Origin of the sequence: Streptomyces sp. NRRL F-5630 (assembly GCF_000719475.1) — a bacterium.
In the GTDB taxonomy this organism is placed as follows: Bacteria; Actinomycetota; Actinomycetes; order Streptomycetales; family Streptomycetaceae; genus Streptomyces.
Map to the genome: position 1 here is coordinate 75,689 of NZ_JOGO01000015.1, position 20,871 is coordinate 96,559.

Below are 20,871 nucleotides of genomic sequence, written 5' to 3' on the forward strand. Positions count from 1 at the left end.
CTGGGCCCGGTCGTCCGCTCGCACGTGTGCCCCTGCCTCCCGCCTTTTCCCTGACGGTGGGGTCGGCGAGAGCGGCGGAGAGGAGCAGGTGCGGGGGCGGGGGCGTGTGGTGCGGGGGGCGTGTGGCGCCGTCCCGATCACACGTGCCGTGTCACGTGTCGGTGTCACGTGTCGGTGTCACGTGTCGGTGTCACGTGTCGGTGTCACGTGTCGGTGTCACGCGGACGTGGGCGGTGGGCGTCGGGCGCACGACGTCTGTCTCCCCGTACCATGCGTGGCATCCGTCCCACGTGAGGAGTGCGTGCTTGTGTCCAGCCAGTCAGCCGCCACGATCCGTTCGCGGTACGTCGAGCAGGCCGCGTCGGACCTGGAGGACAACCGCCGCCGTCAGGAGCAACTGACGGAGGAGCTGCGGGTGTTGCAGCAGGAGGAGAGCCTCCTCACCGACATCCTGAGCCTCACGCAGGGCTTCGCGCCCTCCCTGCCCGAGCAGGCGCGGGAGCGGGAGCCGGACGTGGGCACCGGACGGCGGACCCGCGCGGTGGGCGGGCAGCGTGCCCGGGTCGTCAAGCCCGCGAAGAGGAAGTCACCCTCCCCGCTGCTGGGCGATCTGCTGGCCGGACTGCTCGACGCCTCGTCGGAGCCGCGCGCGGCCAAGGACCTGCGCGCGGAGCTGATGGCGAAGCACCCGGAGCGGTCGCCGACGCCGCAGGTCGTGCGCAACACGCTGGAGTCGCTGGTGGCCAAGGGCCGGCTCCGCCGCCACAAGGAGGAGCGTTCGGTGCTGTACACGCTCGTCCGTCCGCAGCAGCCCTGAACGGCTTCCGGTTGGGGGGCACGCGCGTGTGCCGCGCTGACGGCACGCCCGGGTGGCGGGCCGTGGGGAGGGTGGGCTGACCGGGCGCGCTCAGCCCACCCCGGCTCAGCCCGCCCCGCCTCGGGCCACTCCGGCCGCGTTCGCGCCGCACACCGAAGCCACACCCGTGCCCACACCCGACGCGCACCCAAGCCACATCCGGGCCCGCTCCCCCGCATACCGGCCCCCACACCCGCGCCCACACCCGCGCCCGCATACGCGCACCGCTCCCCTCACGCGCGCCGCCGGTTCAGCAGCCACCACGACGTCACCAGGTCCTCGGTGCGCCGCAGGTTCAGGTCCGTCAGCTCCTGGAAGCGGCTGACCCGGTACCGCACCGTGTTCGGGTGCACGGCGAGCCGCCGGGCCACCTCCCGTACGTCCTGGTCGCATTCGAGGTAGACCCGGGTGGTGTGCTCGATCTCGTTGCTGGAGTGCCCCGCTGCGTCGAGTGCCGCCAGGTGCCGTGCGGAGAGGTTGTCCGCGGTGAGCGGGTCCGCGAGGACGAGGGGCCTGGGGCCGAGGCCCGCGAGCCGGACGACGCCCGACATGGCGAACTGCCGGGCGGTCTCCAGCGCGAGCACCGCCTCACCGAAGCCCGCGCCGAGCCGGTCGAGCGGGAGCGCGGGGCCCGCCGCCACCAGGTGCCCGGCGACCGTGTCCGGTGCCCTCGGCGCGATGAAGCCCAGCACGGTGCCGACCTGGGCGAGCAGCAGGCGGTCCGCGGGGAGCCGCAGGGCTCCCGCGACGGCGAGGCGCAGGGCCTCCGCGTCGGCGTCGTTCGCCGCCCGCGCGGCGAGCGCGACGTGGCGCGCCTGTGGCACGAGCCCGAAGAGGCGCGCGTCATGGCCGATGTGCTCGGCGGGGAGGGTCCCGCCGAGCACGCCCGCCGCGAAGGCGGCGCGGCGTTCGGCGTCGAACTGGACACGCTCCAGGGCCAGATCGTGCTGGACGCGGGTGAAGATCTCGGCCGCCTCGTGGGTGAACTCCCACGTGCTGTCGTGCGCGGCGAGCAGGAGCGCGGGCCGCAGGCCCACCGCCGCCCCGGCCTGATCCATCAGGGCGAGCATCGCCCGTGAGCCCCACTGGTACCCGAGGGTGAGCACCTCGGCCGGCACTCCGCGCGCGGCCCGCTCGCGCGCGAAGTCGGCGAGCGCCTCGCGCAGCGCCGCGTCGGGCACGCGCAGCGCGGTCAGCTCCGCGAGGACGAGGTCCAGGAACCTCCGCGCGGAGGAGCGGATGTCCTCGGGGCCGAGCATCGCGTAGCCGGGGACATGCCGGCGCAGCAGCGCGAGCACGCGGTCGGCGAAGACGTCCCGGAGTCCGCGCAGGCGGTCGGCCGCGGCGGCCAGCGCCGCGCGGTCGGAGGGGCCGAGACCGGCGAGGTCCGGCAGGCCGCGGCGGTCCGGCCATACCGCGGGCGTCTCGGTTTCGATGACGGCGACCTCCTCAACCAGGTTGCTGCCGGGAGGGGTTGAGCGCGCCACGGCGGCCGGGCGCGGCCGTCCCCCAGGCGGCCCGGCGGACTGTACCACCGTCCAAAGTTGTTTGTGTCCAGGAACATAGACGCGCCCACGAGGTCGACGTTAGAACTACGCAGACGATCGATTGCGTTGTTAATTGGTGGCTTATGTTGGAAAAGTCGGCCGAGCGAGCCTCGTACCGTTTGCCTCAACTCGCCGCCCTGCACAATCACTTACGCGAGGGAGGCACCATGTCGCCTGTCGGCCCGTCCAACGGCGTCACGGGTTCCGCTCACACCCGCAGACGTCTGCTCAAGGGTGTGGGCGCCACAGGGCTGGCAGTGGCCGCGGGAGGGCTGCTGTCGGCGTGCGGGGACGACGACGATTCGGGCGGGGGCAAGAAGTCCTCGGGCCCGGTGGCGGGCAGCACGGTCACCTTCGGCTCGAACTACTCCGACCCGGCGACGAAGAAGGCGTTCGCCGCGCTGGCGGCGTCGGCGACGACGTCGACCAAGGCGAAGATCAAGATCAACACCGTTGACCACAACACCTTCCAGCAGAACATCACGAGCTATCTGCAAGGCACCCCCGACGACCTCTTCACGTGGTTCGCCGGGTACCGCATGCAGTACTTCGCCGCCCAGGGGCTCGCGGCCCGGCTCGACGACGTGTGGGAGAAGATCGGCGGCAACTTCGGCCCCGTCGCCAAGGACCTCTCGACCGGCCTCGACGGGCACCAGTACTTCGTGCCGATCTACCAGTACCCGTGGGTCGTCTTCTACCGGAAGAGCCTGTTCAAGAAGAACGGCTACTCCGTGCCGACCACGTGGGACGCCTACCTGGCGCTGTGCAAGAAGATGAAGCAGGACGGGCTCATCCCCCTCGCCTTCGGCGACAAGGACGGCTGGCCCGCCCTCGGCACCTTCGACATCCTCAACATGCGCGTCAACGGGCACGACTACCACAGCAAGCTGATGAAGCACGAGATCCCGTGGACGGACCAGGGCGTGCACACGGTCTTCCAGCACTGGGCCGAGATGATGCCGTACGTGCAGAGCGGCGCCAACGGCCGGATCTGGCAGGACGCGGCCAAGGCGCTGGAGGGCCGCGAGGCCGGGATGATGTTCCAGGGCACCAACCAGGTCGCGGCCCAGTGGGTCAGCGACGAGGAGGAACTGGACGACCTGGACTTCTTCCCCTTCCCCGCGATCAACGCGAAGTGGGGACAGCAGTTCATGGACGCCCCCGCGGACGGCTTCATGCTGAGCGAGAAGGCGAAGAACCCCGCCGCGGCGAAGGCCGTCCTGGAGTACATCGGCTCGGGCGAGGCGGAGGCCGAGTACCTCAAGAGCGACCAGTGGGACGTGGGCCTCGCGAAGGGCCTCAAGGTGCCCTCGTACAACGCGATCCAGAAGAAGTCCGTCGAGGAGATCGCCAAGTGCAAGGCGGTCGGACAGTTCATGGACCGCGACGCCGACCCGGCGATGGCCACGGCGATGGTCTCCGTCATCCAGAAGTTCATCGACGATCCCAGCAGCGGCAACATCACGTCGTTGCAGAAGAGCGCCGAATCGCAGGCGAAGGCGATCTACACGGGATGAGCACGCTCACACGTACGCGCCGGGCGGCCACCCCGCCCGGCGCCCCCGCCGCCGGACGCGAGCGGCGGCGGCTGCGACACCTCAGCGCCCGCGACCGCCTCGTGGCCGCGCTGCTGCTCGGCGTCCCCCTCCTGCTCAGCCTCGCCTTCGTGTGGTTCCCCGCGCTCGGCACCATCGCCCTGTCCTTCTTCCGGTGGAACGGCGTCGGCGATCTGCACACGAAGGCGTGCGACCCGGCGCTGCCCACGGTCCTCAACAACGGCTGTGTCACGGGGCTCCAGAACTACCACCAGGCGGCGACGAACTATCCCGAGTTCTGGCCCGCCGTCCAGCACAACCTGATCTGGCTCGCGGTCTTCGTCGTCCTCGCGACACCGCTCGGGATGCTCTTCGCGGTCGTGATCGACCGGGGCATCGCGGGCAGCCGCATGTACCAGAGCATCCTGTTCCTGCCCGTCATGCTGTCGCTCGCGCTGATCGGCATCATCTGGGAGTTCGTGTTCTCGCAGAACTACGGCGTGATCAACACGGTCATCGGGCGGTCCGGGGACAGCAACGCCATCGACTGGCTCGGCGACCCGCACCTCAACCTGTGGGCCGTCCTCCTGGAGGCCACCTGGCGTCAGGCCGGTTACGTGATGGTCCTGTACCTGGCGGGCCTGAAGGCGGTGGACCCCAGCCTGCGCGAGGCCGCCCGCATCGACGGGGCCGACGCCTGGCAGACGTTCTGGCGGGTCGTGTTCCCGGCGATGCGACCGATCAACATCGTCGTCATGGTGATCACGGTCATCGAGTCCTTGCGCGCCTTCGACCTCGTCTACATCACGAACAAGGGCATCAACGGCCTGGAACTCCTCTCGGTCCTCGTGACGTCGAACATCGTCGGCGAGACGCAGCGGGTCGGCTTCGGGTCGGCGCTGGGCGTCGTCCTCCTCCTGATCTCGCTCGTCCCGATCTGTCTCTTCCTTCGCCAGTCCTTCCGCAAGGAGGAAACACCGTGAGTACGCAGACGGCGCCCGCGCCCGCCGTACGGGGCGGCGGCCATCCCGCTGCCCGCAAGCAGCGCCCCCGGGGCCAGGTCCTCTCGCAGGTCTTCCTCGTCTGCGCGTCGGTGCTGTGGCTGCTGCCGATCCTCTTCGCGCTCTACGTCGCGGTCCGCCCGTACTCGGACACACGCCGGCACGGATACGTGTCCCTGCCGCACAGCCTGACCCTCGGCAACTTCTCCGACGCCTGGACCCAGGCGAACATGGGCCGCTTCTTCTGGAACTCGGTGCTGATCACGGTCCCCGCGGTCGTCATCGTGCTCGTCCTCGCCTCGGGCGCCGCCTTCGTCCTCACACGTGTCGACGTCAAGGTGAACGTCGCGCTGCTCATCGTGTTCACGGCCGGGAACCTGCTGCCGCAGCAGGTGATCATCACGCCGTTGTTCCGGATGTACCTGAAGATGCCGCTGCCGCACTTCCTCGCGGACAGCGGCCTGATGTACAACTCGGCCTTCGGCCTCATCGTCATCAACGTGGCTTTCCAGCTGGGCTTCTGCGTCTTCGTGCTGAGCAACTACATGAAGTCCGTGCCCGGCGAGATGTACGAGGCGGCCCTCGTGGACGGGGCGGGGCTGTGGACCCGCTTCTGGCGGCTCACGGTACCGCTGTGCCGCCCGGCCCTCGCCGCGCTCGCCACGCTCCTGACGACCTGGATCTACAACGACTTCTTCTGGGCCATCACGCTGATGTCCTCCGGCGACAAACGCCCGGTGACCTCGGCGCTCGCCAATCTCCAGGGACAGTTCGTGACGAACCAGAACCTCATCGCGGCGGGCGCCATGATCGCCGCGATCCCGACCCTGGTCGTCTACGTCCTGCTCCAGAAGCAGTTCATCTCCGGTCTCTCGCTCGGAGCGAGCAAGGGCTGAGCGACACGTGTCGTGGGCGGGGGCCGGAGCGCACGCGCGCCGGCCCCCGCCCACGTGGTCTCAGTGACGTGTCACTGCCAGACCTTCACGTAGTCGACGCTCATCTTCTGCGGGAAACGTGTGCTCGTGTCCGGGGCGCCGGGCCAGTCGCCGCCCACGGCGTTGTTGAGGATGAGGAAGAAGTCGTGGTCGAAGACCCAGGGACCACGCGTGGCTTCGAGGGTGTCCTTGTCGACCGTGTGCATGACCTGCCCGTCCACCCGGAAGGTCATGCCCTTGCTGTTCCAGTCGACGGTGAAGGTGTGGAAGCCGGCGGCGAAGTCGGCGCCACCGGGCAGGGTGTAGGGCGAGCCGAAGCCGTTGGCGCCGTTGTAGGCGGGCGCGTGCAGGGTCGAGTACGTCGTCCCCGGCTCCTTGCCGACATGTTCCATGATGTCGATCTCACCGGTGTACGGCCACGGCCTGCCCTGGTCGAAGTAGTCCGCGCCCAGCATCCAGAAGGCGGGCCACAGCCCCTGCGTCCCGGAGACCTTGATGCGCGCCTCGACGCGGCCGTAGGTGAACTTGAACTTGCCGTACGTGTTGAGACGGGCCGAGGTGTACTGGCACGTGCCGCTCCCGGTGAGCGGGTCGCGGGGGCACGCGGAGCCGGGGGTCTCCTCCTTGCGGGCTTCGAGGACGAGGTTGCCCGCGCCGTCGAGCGCGGCGTTCTTGTTGCCGGTGTAGTACTCCAGCTCGTTGTTGGGTCCCGGGCCCGTCTCCGGCACCCACTTGCTCGCGTCGGGCGCGCGCCCCGCCGGGCCGTCGAAGTCGTCCTCGAAGACGAGCTTCGTGTAGTCCGGGTCGGGCGGGAGCGGCGGCGGGGTCGTCGGCGCGCCCCCGGTGCCCCACACCTGGAACTCCCAGAGCGAGTACCCGTACTCGCCGGCGCGCTGGGTGCCGTACACGCGCACGTGGCGGCCGGTGATGTCGAGGGGGATGGTCTCCTTGAAGCCCTTGCCCGTCGTGGTCTGGTAGACGGTGCGCCAGGTGGTGCCGTCGTCCGAGACGTCGATGCGGTACGACTTCGCGTAGGCGGGGTCCCACTGGAGGACGACGCGGTGGATCGCGGCCTTCGCGCCGAGGTCGACGGCGATCCAGCCGGGGTCGGTCCAGCCGCCCTCGGGGCTCGTGGCCCAGCGGCTCGCGGGGTCGCGGTCGAAGGCCTTGTCGGGCGAGCAGAGCCAGCAGGCGCCGTCGTTCTGCGAGGTCGAGGCGGTGCCCTGCTTCCCGTAGGAGAGCAGGACGTCGCCGCCCGGCTGTGAGCCGCCCCCACCGCCGGTCGAGTAGACCTGGAACTCCCAGAGCGAGTAGCCGTACTGCGTGGCGCGCTGGGTGCCGAGCACGCGGACGTAGCGGCCCGTGCCGGAGACGTCGAGCGTCTCGTTGCCACCGGTGCCGTTGGTGGTGGTGTGGATCGTCGTCCACTGCTGTCCGTCGGCCGAGACCTGGATCTGGTAGCCCTTGGCATAGGCGGCTTCCCAGCGCAGCACGACCTGGCCGATGTCCGTGGCGGCACCCAGGTCGACCTGGAGCCACTGGTTGTCGCTGAACTCGCTGGACCAGCGGGTGCCGTTGTCGCCGTCGACGGCGGACGCCGCGGTGAAGGGGCCCTCCTGGCTGGAGGCGGTGGCGGGTCTGCCCTGCGAGACGAGTACGGGGGCGGCGGCGACGGCCCGCCCCGGCGCGGTCAGCACCGCGAGCGAGAACAGGAGCGCCACAGCGGTGAGAACGGCCAGGACCCCTCCGGGGAGGGTTCTTCGGCGGCTGCGGGGGCGTGTGGTCATGCGAACTCCTCAGCGGGAGGCGGGGGTCGGGCCGAGAGAGCGCTCCCTCCGCAGGGGGAGACTCGCGGCGGCGGTCGCGCCCGTCAAGAGAGCTGACCAGTTGATTCAGAAAGCGACGCCGGATTGGCCGATTCCTGTGAGGAACGGCCTGTTCGCACGGCGTCCGGTTCGAGAGGTGAAGGATCTTGCCCTCTCACCCCTCCGTCGTGCACACCTCTTGACGCCGACCGGAGAAGCCCTCCATCATCCTGCTCACCGAGAGAGCACTCCCCCACGTCCGCGCAGCGAGCCCGTCAAGGCCCCTTCGTTACGCGGCGCTTCGCCCGGGCCCTTCCCCCCGCCCGCGCGTGCCCGCGCCCGGCTCAGGGGCGAGCACGTGCACATGTGCATCTCTCCCCCGCCCCGCGCGTCCGGGGCGTGTGTGCCTCCCCGCCCGCGCGGCCCCGCGCCCGCCCTGCCCTCTCGCGCGCGGGGCACGCGCGCCCGCGCGCGAGAATAAAGCCCCGGCTGCCAAAAGATGGACACGAGCCACGGAGACGCCGAAAAATGCCCGCCTCCTGAGTTGTGTTCATTAAATTCTGAGCTTTTTCTGAGCTACGTCCGCCCTATTTGCCGGTTTTCGAAGCTAAAGATCCGTTACCGAAAGTGGTACAACGCACCTAGTCTCCTCTCCGGAAGCGCTCCTCACCGCCCCCGCCTCATCCTCATGAGTGAGTCTTTGGAGCAGACCCATGGGCCACATCCCCCAGGACGCACGCACCGCTTCACCACCTGCCGAACGGCACCGCGCCCGGCTCCTGCGCTACGCCCGCCTGCACGCCTCCGGCGATTTCCACCGCGCGGAGGACATCGTGCAGGAGACGATGCTGCGCGCTTGGCTCACCCTCGACGATGTGGACTGCCAGGGCGACCAGCGTCTCCAGGCGTGGCTCTACCGCGTCGCGCGCAATCTCGCGATCGACGCGCACCGCCGCGACCGCACCGTCCCCGTCGGCCTCGTCCCGGAGGAACCGGCGCACCAGGGCGGTGAGGCCGAACTCGCCGACACCGTGGCGACCCGTCAAGTGCTGTACGAGGCGCTGTCGCGCCTCTCGCGCGAGCACCGCGAGGTGCTCGTGCACATCCATCTGCGGGACCGCAGCCGCGCCGAGACCGCGCGCGCCACCGGTGTGCCCCAGGGCACGGTCAAGTCCCGCAACCACTACGCGCTCGAAGCCTTGCGCCGATCCCTTCCTGCCGCGTGAGGGGCGGCGATCTGTGAACAGGAACACCGATCCCTTCGATTGGTTCCGCGATCACGCGGACGCGATCTTCCACTGGCTCGGCATCATCGGGCTGATCGTCCTGATCTTCGTCCTGCTGCGCTGGTGGGCGATGCGCTGGGGCGGCTGGCGACGCTGGGCGGCCAGGCTGCGCCGCGAGGGCGCGCTCACCGTCGCGGCCTTCACCGAGCCGGTCCGCTCGCTGATCCGGCACCGCCGCGCGCTGCGCGCCCTCGTCAGGAGTCTCGGCGACCCCGGCACGTGGCGGGACGCCGAACTGGCGCTGGCCGCCGCGGCACGCGACCCCGAGGCGGGCGGTCGCCCGTACGCCGCCCTGGTCGGCCCCGAGACCGTCACGGTGCTGCTCGCCGGCCTCGGCTCCCCCGAGCCGTGGACCTCGGCGCGCACCGCCCTGCCGCTCGTCGCCGTCCGGACGGCCGAGGAGCGTCCGCTCGTCGTGGCGCTCGGCGCGCAGAGCGTGGACGGCGCGCCGTGCTGCGTCTTCCTCGACCTCACCGTCGGCCCGCCCGTCCTGAGCGTGGACGGCGACGAGCGGGCCTCCCGGGCGCTGCTCCAGGCCCTCGCCGCCCAGCTCGACGCCCGGCTCCCCGCCGACCTGGTCACGGTCGCCGAGGGGGTGCACCCGGGCCACCCGGGTCCCGCCGTGCGCACCGCCTACCGCGAGGCACGCGACACGCCGCGGCGCCTCGGTCTCGCGCCCGTCCTGGTCGCCGCCGAGCTGCCCGATCCGCTGCCGCCCGAGATGGCGGCGGCCCCGGACGGCGCGCCCGGGGTGCGGACCCTCGTCCTGGGGGAGGCACGCGCGTACGCCTGGCGGTTGTTCACCGACCGGTACGGCAGGGTCGCCGTCACCGGCACCCCGCTGCTGCCGCGCTGCGACGGCCTCGGCCGTGCCGTGGTGCGCACGCTGGACACCCTGCCCCCCGTGCTGCCACCCGCGTCGGCCGTCGAGAGCGCCGCCGACCTCGTCGAGGAGAGCGAGCCCCGCGAGTCGGAGGCGGTCCACGACGCGACCGAGGAGGAGGCGAGCCCGGCCGCGCACGCCGGAGTCGCCGCCCGTCCCCTGCCCACCCCCGCGCGGCCCGACGAGGGCGCGACGCGGACGAGTTCGTGAAACGGACCACCACCCCGTGAAACTCGCTGTCAGCACCATCGCTCCCGACGCCGGGCGGACCGATCACCTGCTCGACCTGCCGGAGAGCGCGACCGTCGCCGAACTCGGCACCGCTCTCGGGACGGAGCGGCTGTACCTCGGTGAGCGGCTCGTGAGCCCCGAGTTGCGCGTGGGGTCCGCGGGCATCCGCGCCGGGGCCGTCCTCGGGCTCGGCGCCCCCGTTCCCGTGCGGACCGCGACGCGCGCGTGGCAGCCGCCGCCGCGTGATCCCGTACTGGTGGAGGTACGCCACGTCGGCGGCCCCGGCGCCGGGCGGACCTGGCTGCTCGGGCCCGGCAGCCACGAGGTCGGGACCGACCGCGGCTGCGCGCTGCGCCTGGAGGGCGGTGGGGCGCCCGCGCGCGGCACATGGATCAACGTCGGCATGGACGGCTCTCTCACCTTCCGGCTCCCCGCCGACGCGGACGACACCCGCGACGGTCTGCGCAGCCTCACCCCGCCGCCGCCCGTGGACCCCGAGACCGGCACTCCCCTCACCGCCGAGGAACCGGCCGGTCCGGTGGACGGCGGACCCGGCGGCCACTCCCCCACCCCGGCGGCGCCGGGCCCCGACGGACTGCCCGCCGAGCCCGCCCCGCTCCCCGCCACCGAGCGGCCCGCGCCCGACGACGGCTCGCAGGAGTGGCCCTGCCACGCGGATCTGGCCCTCGGCGACCACCTGCTGCGCCAGGCCGACCCCTTCGACGCGGACGCCGCGGTCAACCCCTCGCGCGACGGCTTCGCCGTCGAGTACAACCGGCCGCCCCGCATCGCCCCGCACCTGGACACCGAGTCGATCCGGATGCAGGGCCCGCCGGGCGAGCGGAAGAACCGCCCCTTCCCGTTCATCATGATGATGGCGCCGCTCGTCATGGGCCTCGTGATGATGAGCCTCTTCCGCACCTTCTACTTCGTCATCTTCATCTTCTTCACGCCGATGATGGCGATCGGAAACTGGCTCACGGGCCGACGCTCGGGGCGCAAGCAGCAGGAGGAGGCGCTGCGGATCTACCGGCTGCGGCGCGCCGCGCTGGAGCGGGAGGTGCGCGAGGCGACGGTCGACGAGCGCGAGCTGCGCAACGACACCTTCCCCGACCCGGCGACGGTGCTGCTGCACGCCAAGGGCCCCGGCACGCTGCTGTGGCAGCGCAGGCGCCGCGACCCGGACTTCCTGACGCTGCGGCTCGGCACCGTGACACGGCCCTCGCTCAAGCGGATCGAGGACCACGCGCGCGAGACGAACCACCGGGCGGTGCACTGGCGGCTCGCGGACGTGCCGTACGGCCTGGAGATGACCGACCAGGGCGTGGTGGGCCTCGCGGGCCCCGGGCGGGCGCCGCGCGACCTGGCGTGCTGGGCGGTGGCCCAGGCCGCGGTCCTGCACAGTCCGCGCGATCTGCGGATCGTCGTCCTCACGACGGAGGAGCACGCGGAGTCCTGGAACTGGGTGCGCTGGCTGCCGCACCTGGCCTCGGGCCGTCCCGGCTCGCCCGTCGCGATCGGCAACGACCCGGAGAGCACCGCGCACCGGGTCAACGAGCTGATCTCCGACATCCAGAACCGGGTGGCGGCCAAGTCCTCCTCGGCCCTCGCCCACACGCTGCTGCGCGAGCCGGACATCCTCGTGGTGCTCGACGGCGCGCGGCGGCTGCGCGATGTGCCGGGGATGGTCCAGGTGCTCACGCAGGGACCGGGCGTGCGGGTCTTCGGGCTGTGCGTGGACGAGCGGGAGCGACTGCTGCCGGAGGAGTGCACGGCGGTCGTCGTGGCGGAGGGCAACCGGCTCTCGGTGGCCAGTTCGGGGGTGCCGAAGGTCGAGGACATCCGGGCCGACCTCGTCGATCCCGCGTGGTGCGAGGAGGTGGCGCGCGCGGTGGCCCCGGTGCGGGACGTGACGGTGGACAGCGACTCGGGGCTGCCCTCGCAGGTGCGGCTCCTGCCGCTGCTCGGCCAGGAGCCACCGAACCCGGCGGCGCTGGCCGAGGCGTGGGAGCGGCGTCCCGCGTCGACGACGTTCATCCTGGGCGCGGGGTACGAGGGCCCGCTGCGTGTGGACCTGGTGCGGGACGGGCCGCACATGCTCATCGGCGGTACGACGGGCGCGGGCAAGTCGGAGCTGCTCCAGACGATGATCGCCTCGCTCGCCGCCGTGAACCGCCCGGACGAACTCACCTTCGTCCTCGTCGACTACAAGGGCGGCAGCGCCTTCCGCGAGTGCGCGGAGCTGCCGCACACGCTCGGCATGATCACCGACCTCGACGGGCACCTCGTGCAGCGCGCGCTCGCCTCGCTCGACGCCGAGCTGAAGCGGCGCGAGCGGCTGCTCGCCGACGTGGCGGCGAAGGACCACACGGAGTACCGGGCGAAGCGGGCCCGGGAACCGGAGCTGGCGCCGCTGCCGCGGCTCGTCCTGGTGATCGACGAGTTCGCGACGCTCGTACGGGAGCTGCCGGACTTCGTGCCGGGGCTCATCAGCCTGGCGCAGCGCGGGCGTTCGCTCGGGCTGCACCTGGTGCTCGCCACGCAGCGCCCCGGGGGCGCGGTGAGCAACGAGATCCGCGCGAACACCAACCTGCGGGTCGCGCTGCGCGTCACGGACCGGGCCGAGAGCCAGGACATCATCAACGCGACGGACGCGGTGAGCATCTCGTCCGCGAGCCCCGGGCGCGCGCTCGTGCGGCGCGGCGCGGACGCGCCGACGCCCTTCCAGACGGCGTGGGCGGGCGCGGAGCGCGACACCGGCTCGACGGCCTCGGCCGGTCCCGTCCGCCCGGTGCGGGAGGTCGAGCTGGCGTGGAACCGGCTCGGGCGTCCGGCCGAGTGGGGCGAGGAGGAGGCGCACGAGTGGGCGGCGGTGCCCGAGGAGGAGCCGCTCACGGATCTGCGGGTGCTGGTGGAGGCGATCAGGCAGGCGACGGACCTGCTCGACGACTTCACGCCGCAGCCGAGTCCGTGGCTGGAGCCCTTGGAGGACCGGGTACGGGCCGAGGAGCTGCCGCCGGTGCCGAAGCCGTCGCCGGGGGCGCTGCCCGCGGTGCCGTACGCCCTGCTCGACCTGCCGCAGTCGCAGGAGCGCCGCCTCGGCGTCATCGACTTCGCGAGCTTCGGGCACCTCTACGTCATCGGTTCGCCGCGCTCGGGGCGTACGCAGGTGCTGCGGACGATCGCGGGCTCCGCTGCGCTCGCGATCGGGACGGCGGACCTGCACATCTACGGGATCGACGCCTCCGGCGGCGGTCTGTCGGTCCTGGAGTCCCTGCCGCACTGCGGCGCGGTCGTCTCGCGGCACGACGTGGAGCGCCTGGAACGGCTCATCACACGTCTGTGCCGGGAGCTGACGGAGCGGCAGCGCCTGATCGCGCAGCACAACGCGGCCGATCTCGCCGACGTGCGCGCGAAGGTCGGCAAGGACCGGCGGCCCGCGCGGCTGCTGCTCCTGATCGACGGCTGGGACGCGCTCGGGTCGATGCTCGACGACTACGACGGCGGACGTGTCTACGCGGATGTCGTCCGGCTGCTGCGCGAGGGCGCGGCGGCGGGCATCCACGTCATCGCGACCTCGGAGCGGGTCCTGCTCGGCGGACGGCTCGCGGCGCACAACGACCGCAGGCTGCTGCTGCGGCAGGCGGACCCGGGCGACTACAACGTGGCGGGGATGCCGCGGAACAAGGTACCGGCGCACATCCCGCCGGGCCGGGGCTGGCTCGCGCCCGAGGGCATCGAGGCGCAGATCGCGCTGCTCCCCTCCGAGGAGGGGGACCAGGCGGAGGCGGTACGCGAGATCGGGAAGCGCACCACGGCACGCGACGCCGCGCTGCCCGCCTCGCGACGCCCGTTCCCGGTCAGGGAACTGCCCACGGTGGTGGGCTTCCAGGAGGCGATGGACCAGGTCCCGGCCGAGGAGCGGGCCCCGCTGCGGGCGCTGCTCGGGATCGGCGGGGACTCCGGGGAGCCGCTGACCTTCGACTTCGCGACGGGCGGCGGGGCGTTCATGGTGGCGGGCCCGCCGCGCACGGGCCGCAGCACGACGCTCGCGTCGATGGCCGTCTCGCTGCTCCTGGGCGGCACCCAGCTCATCGTCCTCACCCCGCGCGACTCGCAGTTGCGTCAGCTCGCGGCGCACGACCTCGCGAAGGTGTTCGCGGAGCCCGATCCTTCGGCGGACGCGGTCGAGCGGGCGCTGGAGGAGGTGGAGGGCCGGCCCGTCGTCGTGGTCGTGGACGACGCGGACCTCATGCTCAACTGCAAGGCGGACAAGGTGCTGCGGCAGGTGGCCTCCTCGGGCCGCGACCGGGGGCAGGGGCTGCTCCTGTCGGGCCTGCCGGAGTCGATGAGCTCGCTCGGCTGGGTCGGCATCGCGCGGCGTGCCCGGCGCGGCATCCTCCTCGGCCCGAAGAGCATCGGTGAGGGCGACCTCATCGGGGCGCGCATCTCGGCCGAGCAGGTGCGCACGCCGCTCGTGACCGGCCGGGGCTGGACGGCGAGCGCGGCGGGTGCCGCGATCACGGTGCAGGTGCCCCTGACGGTGCTCGGGACGTAGCGCGCACGAACGCGGGGCGCGCGGTGCGGGGAGGCCCCCGGCGCCGCGCGCCCCGGTCGTTCCGGGCCGTCCCGGGCCGTCCCGGCACCGCCCCCGGTCGTCCCCGCACCGTACCCAGCCGTTCCCGGCCCTCCCGGCCCGTTCGCGCGGTCCGTACGTACGAAGGCCCCGCCCTCCCTCTGGCGGATTCCGGAGGGGGCGGGGCCTTCGTGGCCCGGGCGGTGGGGCCGTGGGGCCGTGGGGGGTCAGCCCTCGTTGCCGCTCTGGGCGTTCTTGACGCCGGTGGCGATCTGGCCGTCGGAGTCGGCGATCGCCTTGGCGATGTCGTTGAAGGTGTTCGCGTACTCCTGGATGTTCTTGGCGGACGTCTTCATCTGGTTGCTGAAGTCGTTGTACGCCTCCTGGAGGGCGGGGCTCGCCTTCTCGAAGACGAGGCCGTCCTGGAGCAGACCGCTCACGGTCGTCTCCAGGTCGCCGAGCTCGGTCGAGATGTCGCTGAGCTTGGTGCCCATCGTGGTGGCGACGCGGGCGATCTCGTCGTAATCGAAAAGGACGTCGGGCTGCGCCATGGTGCTGCTCTCCTCGCGGATCGGTGAAGGGGGCGGGGGCACGGGGCCCCGAGGGTCTTACTGGCCGCTGCTGTTGACCTTCTCGGCGATGTCGTGGTCCATGTCCTTCACCGAGTTCATGATCTGGCGGAACTGCTCGGCGTAGCCCTTGATGCTGTCCGTGGCCTCCTTGAGCGAGGTCGTGAACTTCTCGTACTGCGTCTGGAGGGCCGGGCTCGACTGGGTGAGGACGAGGGAGGTGTCGAGGAGGTTGTCGACCTCGGTCTTCGCCTCGTCCATGCGCGGCACGAGGGTCTGCTCGACGCTCGTGTCCAGCAGGTTGGAGACGCGCTCGATCTCGGCGTACGAGAGGCTGATGTTGGCGGGCACGTGGGTGTCCTTTCTGTCGGGGGCACGGGGCCACGGGACTCGGCCCGTGGCCTGGTCGGTGGGGACGGGGTCAGTCGTCGTCCTCGGGCTCGGGCCAGTCCTCGTCCGGGCCGCCGCGTGTCACGGTGGTGACTTTGCCGTCCTGGTCGGTGGTGGTCATGGTCCCGGAGCCGTCCTCGTTGATGACCACCTTGGTGGAGGTCTTCGAGCCGTCCGCGTACGTCGTCTCCATCGTGTAGTCGCGGGCGTCGTAGCGGTCGCCGTCGGAGGTCTCGTGGTACTCGGGCGCGGAGTCGTACGTCGTGACGGAGGTGTACGACTGGCCGTCGGGCGTCGTGATGGTGGAGGTCTCCTTCATCACGTTGTAGTCGTCGTCCACCTCGACATCGACCGACACCTTGCCGTGCTCGTCCTCGTACGAGTAGGAGAGCGGCGGGTCGTCCGCGGGCTTGGGCGGCGCTTCCCCGGGGTCGGCGGGGGCGTCGTCGTCATCGATCCAGGTGTCGCAGAAGGACGGCGCGTCGTCGGCGCGGCACAGCTCGCCCATGTTCGCGTCGGGGTGCTCGGCGAAGTAGTCGGAGGCGCCGATCTTCTCCAGGTAGTCGTCCCAGGCCGTCTTGTCGTCCTGCCACTGCTCGTACGCCTCCTTCTGGTTCTTCCAGTCGTCCAGGCCGAGGCTCTGGCTCATGAGCCCGGCGGCGGAGGAGAGCTGCGCGTCGGCGTTGAAGAAGGTGTCCGAGACGCCCGAGAAGGTGTCCGCGAGCTGGCCGAGGCCGTCCTTGGCATCCTTGGTGCGGGAGACGGAGTACGAGTAGAAGAGGTTGAACGCGTACGAGAGGTCGGAGCTGCCCAGCACCGCCTTGCGCTCGGAACTGCTCGACTCGCCGACCTCCTTGAAGGCACCGGTCGCGCCGCCGCTGCCGGCCGCGTCCGCCAGCTCGTGCATCTTCCCCTGCACCACGTGCAGGTTCGAGTAGTCGATGGAGAAGTCGGGCACCCCGTACCTCCCTGGTCCCTCGGTGGCCCGGTGGTCCGGACCGGCTGTCCGCTCCTACCACGCACGAGCCCCCTCGAAAGGTTCACCCCGTTCCCGGAAATCCGGCTGAACCTTTCGGCATGCTGGTGCGTGGACAGGTCAGCGGCCCTCGCGGCCGGTGACCGACAGGCCGCAAGGCAGCCCACAGCGGGCCCTCGTGGAAGGAGCGCGTCCCATGCCCCGCCCCTCCGACTGGAGCGCGCTCGGACTCGACGGCGACCCGACGCCGGGCGACGCGGACCGCATCGACGAGGTCATCTCCTCGCAGGAGAACCTGGTCGAGCTCGCCGACACGATCGACGACGGCCTGACCTCCGTGCTCAACACGACGGACGGCATCTTCGTCGGGGAGACGGCCGACGCGTTGCGCAAGAAGATCGACGGGGACCTCCGGAAGTACGTCTCCACCTTCCGGCAGGCGCACAAGGACGTGCAGGGCGCGCTGCGCACGTACGTGGACGTCATGCGGACGCAGCAGAAGCGCGCTGACGACGCGTTGAGCGCGGCGGCGGCCCTGGACGAGGACGACGACTCGGGCCGCGAGGAGCAGAAGGCGATCGCGGAGGACGCGAAGAGCCAGCTGAAGACGGCGGCGAGCACCGCCTCGGACACGATCACCGACGCCGCGTACAGCATCGCCTCGCCGATCGACGAGTGCGAGGAGTTCTGGAAGGCGCTGGGCTGGCTCGCGCTCATCCTCATCATCCCGGCGATGATCGTGGGCGGTCCGCTCGCGCTCTTCGCGATCGGCCTGAACGTCGCGCTGCTGATCAAGACGGCGATCGACTTCTCGCAGGGCAAGGCGAGCATCACCGACCTCGTGCTCTCGATCATCGGGGTGATCGCGCCGACGACGAAGGGCATCCGTCTCGGCGACCTGTGGAAGGGGCTCAAGGGGCTCGGCGCGGGCGCCTTCAGGGGCGCGGGCAACCTCTTCTCGGGCACCAACTCGCTGGGCTCGCTGGCCCGGCTCACGCTCGGCTTCGACGACGTGTTCGCCGCCTCGGGCAACTGGCTGCGCGGCCTGAAGGGGCTCAACGGGCTGAAGATCAGCGGCGCGGGGCTGCACTTCATGCCCGGTGCCAAGGGCTTCACGATGGGGATCAACGGCATCCGCGACATCAAGCTGGTGCCGGCCGTGAGCGGCCTGACGGTCATCAACCTGGCCGGGGCGAAGACGTTCTTCGCGATGAAGACGGTGATCGGCGGCCTCAACGGCATCCGCGCCCTCGGCACGAGCCTGGTCAACACGACGATCAACGGGCTGCGCGGGGCGAACTCGCTGCGGCTGTTCCTGCCGGTCGCCGCGGACGAGCTGGGTCACGGCGTGCTCTTCGCGATGCGGATCGGTGTCATCGACCGCGGTGTCTTCGGCCTGTACCGGTACGGGGCCTTCGCGGGCGGACAGTTCATCGGCGCCACGAGCAAGATCTCCGGTGGCGTCGCGCACGGTCTGCAACTGGCTCCGCCCACGGGCGGCTTCGGCTCCTTCGCGCACGTGAACCTCTCCGGGTTCACGCCGACCCCGCCGAGCGGCATCGGCGGCGGCCTCACATCGGTCCACGGGCTCACCGGGAGCTCGGCGATCGGCGGCATCAACACGAGCGCCTTCCACGGTCTCGGCTCGACGATCAGCTCCTCGGTCCCGGCGCTCGGCGCGAAGGTCGTCGACGTCCCGGCGATCTCCGGCCTCTCCGGCGTCAGCTCCGTGCACATCCCCACGCTCGGCCCGATGAACGCGGTCTCCGCCCCCGGCATCGGCGCGACGCACCTCACCGGCGGGGTCACGGACGTGGGACAGGTCGCGGCGCCCGCCGTGCACGTACCGCACCTCGGGACCGCCGGGGGCCGCGTCGAGACCCCCGCGCTCAGCGGGCTCGGCCAGGTGCACACCCCGCAGCTCGGCTCCGTCGCCGTCCCCACTCCCGCGCAGAGCCACGTCACCGCGCCCGGTCAGGTCGGCGCCCCGGCGGTGCACCAGGTCAACGTGCCCTCGCTCGGCTCCGTGGCGAACGGCTCGGTCATCGGGAAGCTGGACGCGCCGCCCGTGAGCGCGAGCATCAGCGACCTGCCGTCCGTGAACGTCGGCGTCACCCACGTCAACCTGCCCGGTACCGGGCAGGTCTCCGTGCCCGCTCTCGGCAACGGCACGGAGGTCTCGCTGCCGTCCGTGGGCCGGGTGGACATCGCGGCCGTGGGCCGGGGCACGGAGATCAGCGCGCCCGCGGTGAGCCGCGTCGACGTGCCCGCGACCGGCTCCGTCAGCGCGCCGCCCGTCGGACGCGTGGACGTCCCGGCCGTCGGCGCCTCCTCCGCCTCCGCCCCTCCCGTGGGGCACGTGGACGTCCCCGCCGTGGGCGCCTCCTCCACCTCCGCGGCGCCCGTCGGGCACGTGGACATCCCGGCGGTCGGCGTCACCCCGGCCGCGACCCCGCCGGTCGCCCACGTGGACGCCACCGCCGTGCGGACGAGCGACACCACCGTGCCTCCGGTGGCACAGGTCAACGCCCCCGCCATCCACCAGCCCGGTCAGGTCCAGGCTCCGGCCCCGGGAACCTCCGCGCACGTCACGGCGGTTCCCGGTGGCGGGCAGGTCTCGGTGCCCCCGCTCTCCTCAGGCGCCGGGACCGGCGACGGCGTGAACGGCCTCGGCCACCTCAACGGCTCGGTCACGGGCATCGACCCGAAGCCCACGGCGATGCCCGCGACGTCCGGCGGGCTCGCGCTCCCCGGCCACGGCTCGCTCATCGCCGACCTGGGCAGGGGTGGCCTGGTCGACCTCTCGGCACTCGCCCAGCGCACGGTCCGCGTCAACATGGTGCACACGGTCGAGTACGACCTCCAGCACACCTTCCGCAACCTGGACGAACTGCTGCCGGGTGTCGTCGTGGACGTGCGCCCGGGCACGGGGGCCACGCGTGCCGACGTGACCGTGACGCAGACCGGCGGCCTCAGCGGTGTGACGGCCCACCACCTCCAGCAAGGCGGCAGGGACATCCTGCGGATCGAGCGGACGCTCGGCGACGGCACGGTGCACCGCTGGAACTACTACCTGGAGGCGTCCACCGACTACGCGCCGACCGGGCCCATGGAGATCGTGCCGCCCGGCACGCGCGGCAGCGGCGATGTCGAGCTGACGTCGCTGCCCGGCACCTCGCACGTGCCGCCCGCCGCCCCCGCCCCGGCCGCCGTGCCCGTCCCCGCTCCTGCCCCTGCCCCGCTCATCAGGACGGTCGACGTCCCCGGCCTGAGCGGGGTCCAACTGCGCATGACCCCCGACGGGACGGGCGGTATCGCTCATGCCGCGGTCAGCGTGCCGCCGGGCGGCGGCGCGTGGACGGCGACGGTGCACGCCGGGCACACCCCCGGGACGCCGGGCATCGTGCACATGGAACAGCGGGTGAACGCGGTCGAGGTGCGGCACATGGACCTCGCGCCGCAGGACGGCGGCGGGCTGCGGCTGCTGTCCGACGAACGGTTCGTGACCCTGTCGGGCGGGCAGTTCCACGGTGCCGTCGTGGCACTCGACACGCTGAACCCGAACGCCGTGCGCCACGTCCCCGCGCCCGGTGCCGCGGCCCCGGGCGGCACCCCGGGGATGCTCGGGCACGAGATACGGCTGCCTTCCGGCAGCGGCTTCCAGCTCTACGACCCGGCGACGGGCCTGCCGACACGCTCCGGTCTGCGGCTCGGCGACGGCGCGGGCGGCGAGATCCACGTCCTGCCCAGCAGGGACGGGCGGCAGCTTGGCCTCACCGGCCCGGACGGGACCCCCGCGCCCGCGCCGCACGCGCAGGTGACCGCGCAGGCGGGCGGCGGCTTCCGCGTCCAGTACGGCGAGAGCCATGTGGTCGTGGACACGACCGGCGCCCGCACGCACACGGTCGTACCGCTCGCGGGCACCAATGACTTCGTGCTCAACCCGGCCGGGGGCGGCGCTCACACGCTGGTGGACGCGGCGGGCACGGCCCACGCGCGGCCCGTCACCGTGCACGGCACGGACTTCCATGTGCCGGACGGGACGAACCCGCGCCTCACGCACGTGTACGACGCGCACGGCACCCCGACGCACGACCTCCTGTCCGTCCAGCACCCCGCCTTCAACGGCCGCGACCTCCACCTCCCCGCCGACGGCACGCCCCCCACCCTGCACGGCGCCAGCGTCCACCCCCAGACCGGCGGCGGCTTCCGCATCGACGACCCCACCAACGGCCACCACATCGTCGTCAACCCCCAAGGCACCCACACCCACAACGCCAT

Annotated in this window: 12 protein-coding genes and 1 pseudogene; 8 read left to right on the forward strand and 5 right to left on the reverse strand. The window is 71.9% G+C overall.

Annotated features, from left to right (window positions below):
- Positions 1-307: 307 nt before the first annotated feature.
- Positions 308-817 (forward strand): hypothetical protein, encoded by a 510-nt coding sequence (locus IF99_RS0109950; RefSeq protein ID WP_030996023.1) that lies wholly within the window; start codon positions 308-310, stop codon positions 815-817.
- Positions 818-1,089: 272 nt separating this feature from the next.
- On the opposite strand, the gene IF99_RS35575 is transcribed toward IF99_RS0109950, so the two are convergent.
- Positions 1,090-2,343 (reverse strand): PucR family transcriptional regulator, encoded by a 1,254-nt coding sequence (locus IF99_RS35575; RefSeq protein ID WP_420705659.1) that lies wholly within the window; start codon positions 2,341-2,343, stop codon positions 1,090-1,092.
- A gap of 317 nt (positions 2,344-2,660) precedes the next feature.
- Between IF99_RS35575 and IF99_RS0109960 the strand changes: the two genes are divergently transcribed.
- Genes IF99_RS0109960 through IF99_RS0109970 form a run of 3 tightly spaced genes read left to right on the forward strand, consistent with a single transcriptional unit; the run spans position 2,661 to position 5,835 of the window.
- On the forward strand, positions 2,661-3,920 hold the full coding sequence (locus tag IF99_RS0109960; RefSeq protein ID WP_030996024.1) for an ABC transporter substrate-binding protein: 1,260 nt from the start codon (positions 2,661-2,663) through the stop codon (positions 3,918-3,920).
- Positions 3,917-4,921, forward strand: a complete 1,005-nt coding sequence (locus IF99_RS0109965) for a carbohydrate ABC transporter permease (RefSeq protein WP_030996025.1) — start codon at positions 3,917-3,919, stop codon at positions 4,919-4,921. Before IF99_RS0109960 ends, IF99_RS0109965 begins: the two co-directional genes overlap by 4 nt.
- Positions 4,918-5,835, forward strand: a complete 918-nt coding sequence (locus IF99_RS0109970) for a carbohydrate ABC transporter permease (RefSeq protein ID WP_030996026.1) — start codon at positions 4,918-4,920, stop codon at positions 5,833-5,835. Before IF99_RS0109965 ends, IF99_RS0109970 begins: the two co-directional genes overlap by 4 nt.
- Before the next feature lie 71 nt (positions 5,836-5,906).
- Here the strand turns inward: IF99_RS0109970 and IF99_RS0109975 are convergent, their stop codons facing one another.
- Positions 5,907-7,661: a discoidin domain-containing protein gene (locus IF99_RS0109975; RefSeq protein ID WP_030996027.1), complete on the reverse strand. Its 1,755-nt coding sequence runs from the start codon at positions 7,659-7,661 to the stop codon at positions 5,907-5,909.
- A 731-nt stretch (positions 7,662-8,392) separates the two neighbouring features.
- Between IF99_RS0109975 and IF99_RS0109980 the strand changes: the two genes are divergently transcribed.
- The 3 genes from IF99_RS0109980 to IF99_RS0109990 are packed head-to-tail and all read left to right on the forward strand — an operon-like array spanning position 8,393 to position 14,637.
- Positions 8,393-8,905 carry a sigma-70 family RNA polymerase sigma factor gene (locus IF99_RS0109980; RefSeq protein ID WP_030996028.1) on the forward strand — a complete coding sequence of 171 codons (513 nt, stop codon included), beginning with the start codon at positions 8,393-8,395 and terminating at the stop codon, positions 8,903-8,905.
- Between the two features lie 13 nt (positions 8,906-8,918).
- Complete coding sequence (locus IF99_RS0109985) at positions 8,919-10,058, forward strand: hypothetical protein (RefSeq protein WP_030996029.1); 1,140 nt, start codon at positions 8,919-8,921, stop codon at positions 10,056-10,058.
- Between the two features lie 16 nt (positions 10,059-10,074).
- Positions 10,075-14,637 carry an FtsK/SpoIIIE domain-containing protein gene (locus tag IF99_RS0109990; RefSeq protein WP_030996030.1) on the forward strand — a complete coding sequence of 1,521 codons (4,563 nt, stop codon included), beginning with the start codon at positions 10,075-10,077 and terminating at the stop codon, positions 14,635-14,637.
- Positions 14,638-14,882: 245 nt separating this feature from the next.
- Here the strand turns inward: IF99_RS0109990 and IF99_RS0109995 are convergent, their stop codons facing one another.
- The 3 genes from IF99_RS0109995 to IF99_RS0110005 form a co-directional block, all read right to left on the reverse strand.
- A complete protein-coding gene (locus tag IF99_RS0109995; RefSeq protein ID WP_009062784.1) occupies positions 14,883-15,206 on the reverse strand; it encodes a WXG100 family type VII secretion target in 324 nt (107 codons plus the stop codon).
- A 57-nt stretch (positions 15,207-15,263) separates the two neighbouring features.
- The gene (locus tag IF99_RS0110000; protein WP_008749402.1) at positions 15,264-15,575 is read right to left on the reverse strand and encodes a hypothetical protein; all 312 of its coding nucleotides are present in this window, start codon (positions 15,573-15,575) and stop codon (positions 15,264-15,266) included.
- A gap of 70 nt (positions 15,576-15,645) precedes the next feature.
- Complete coding sequence (locus tag IF99_RS0110005; RefSeq protein ID WP_030996031.1) at positions 15,646-16,572, reverse strand: hypothetical protein; 927 nt, start codon at positions 16,570-16,572, stop codon at positions 15,646-15,648.
- A 214-nt stretch (positions 16,573-16,786) separates the two neighbouring features.
- Here IF99_RS0110005 and IF99_RS0110010 point away from each other — a divergent pair.
- Positions 16,787-20,871: pseudogene (locus IF99_RS0110010) on the forward strand (hypothetical protein); the annotation flags it as partial.

What these genes read in the sequence shown, in the direction of transcription:
- IF99_RS0109965 (WP_030996025.1), top strand. Translation starts at nt 3,917, where the DNA reads ATGAGCACGCTCACACGTACGCGCCGGGCGGCCACCCCGCCCGGCGCC.
- IF99_RS0109975 (WP_030996027.1), bottom strand. Translation starts at nt 7,661, where the DNA reads ATGACCACACGCCCCCGCAGCCGCCGAAGAACCCTCCCCGGAGGGGTC.
- IF99_RS0109980 (WP_030996028.1), top strand. Translation starts at nt 8,393, where the DNA reads ATGGGCCACATCCCCCAGGACGCACGCACCGCTTCACCACCTGCCGAA.
- IF99_RS0109995 (WP_009062784.1), bottom strand. Translation starts at nt 15,206, where the DNA reads ATGGCGCAGCCCGACGTCCTTTTCGATTACGACGAGATCGCCCGCGTC.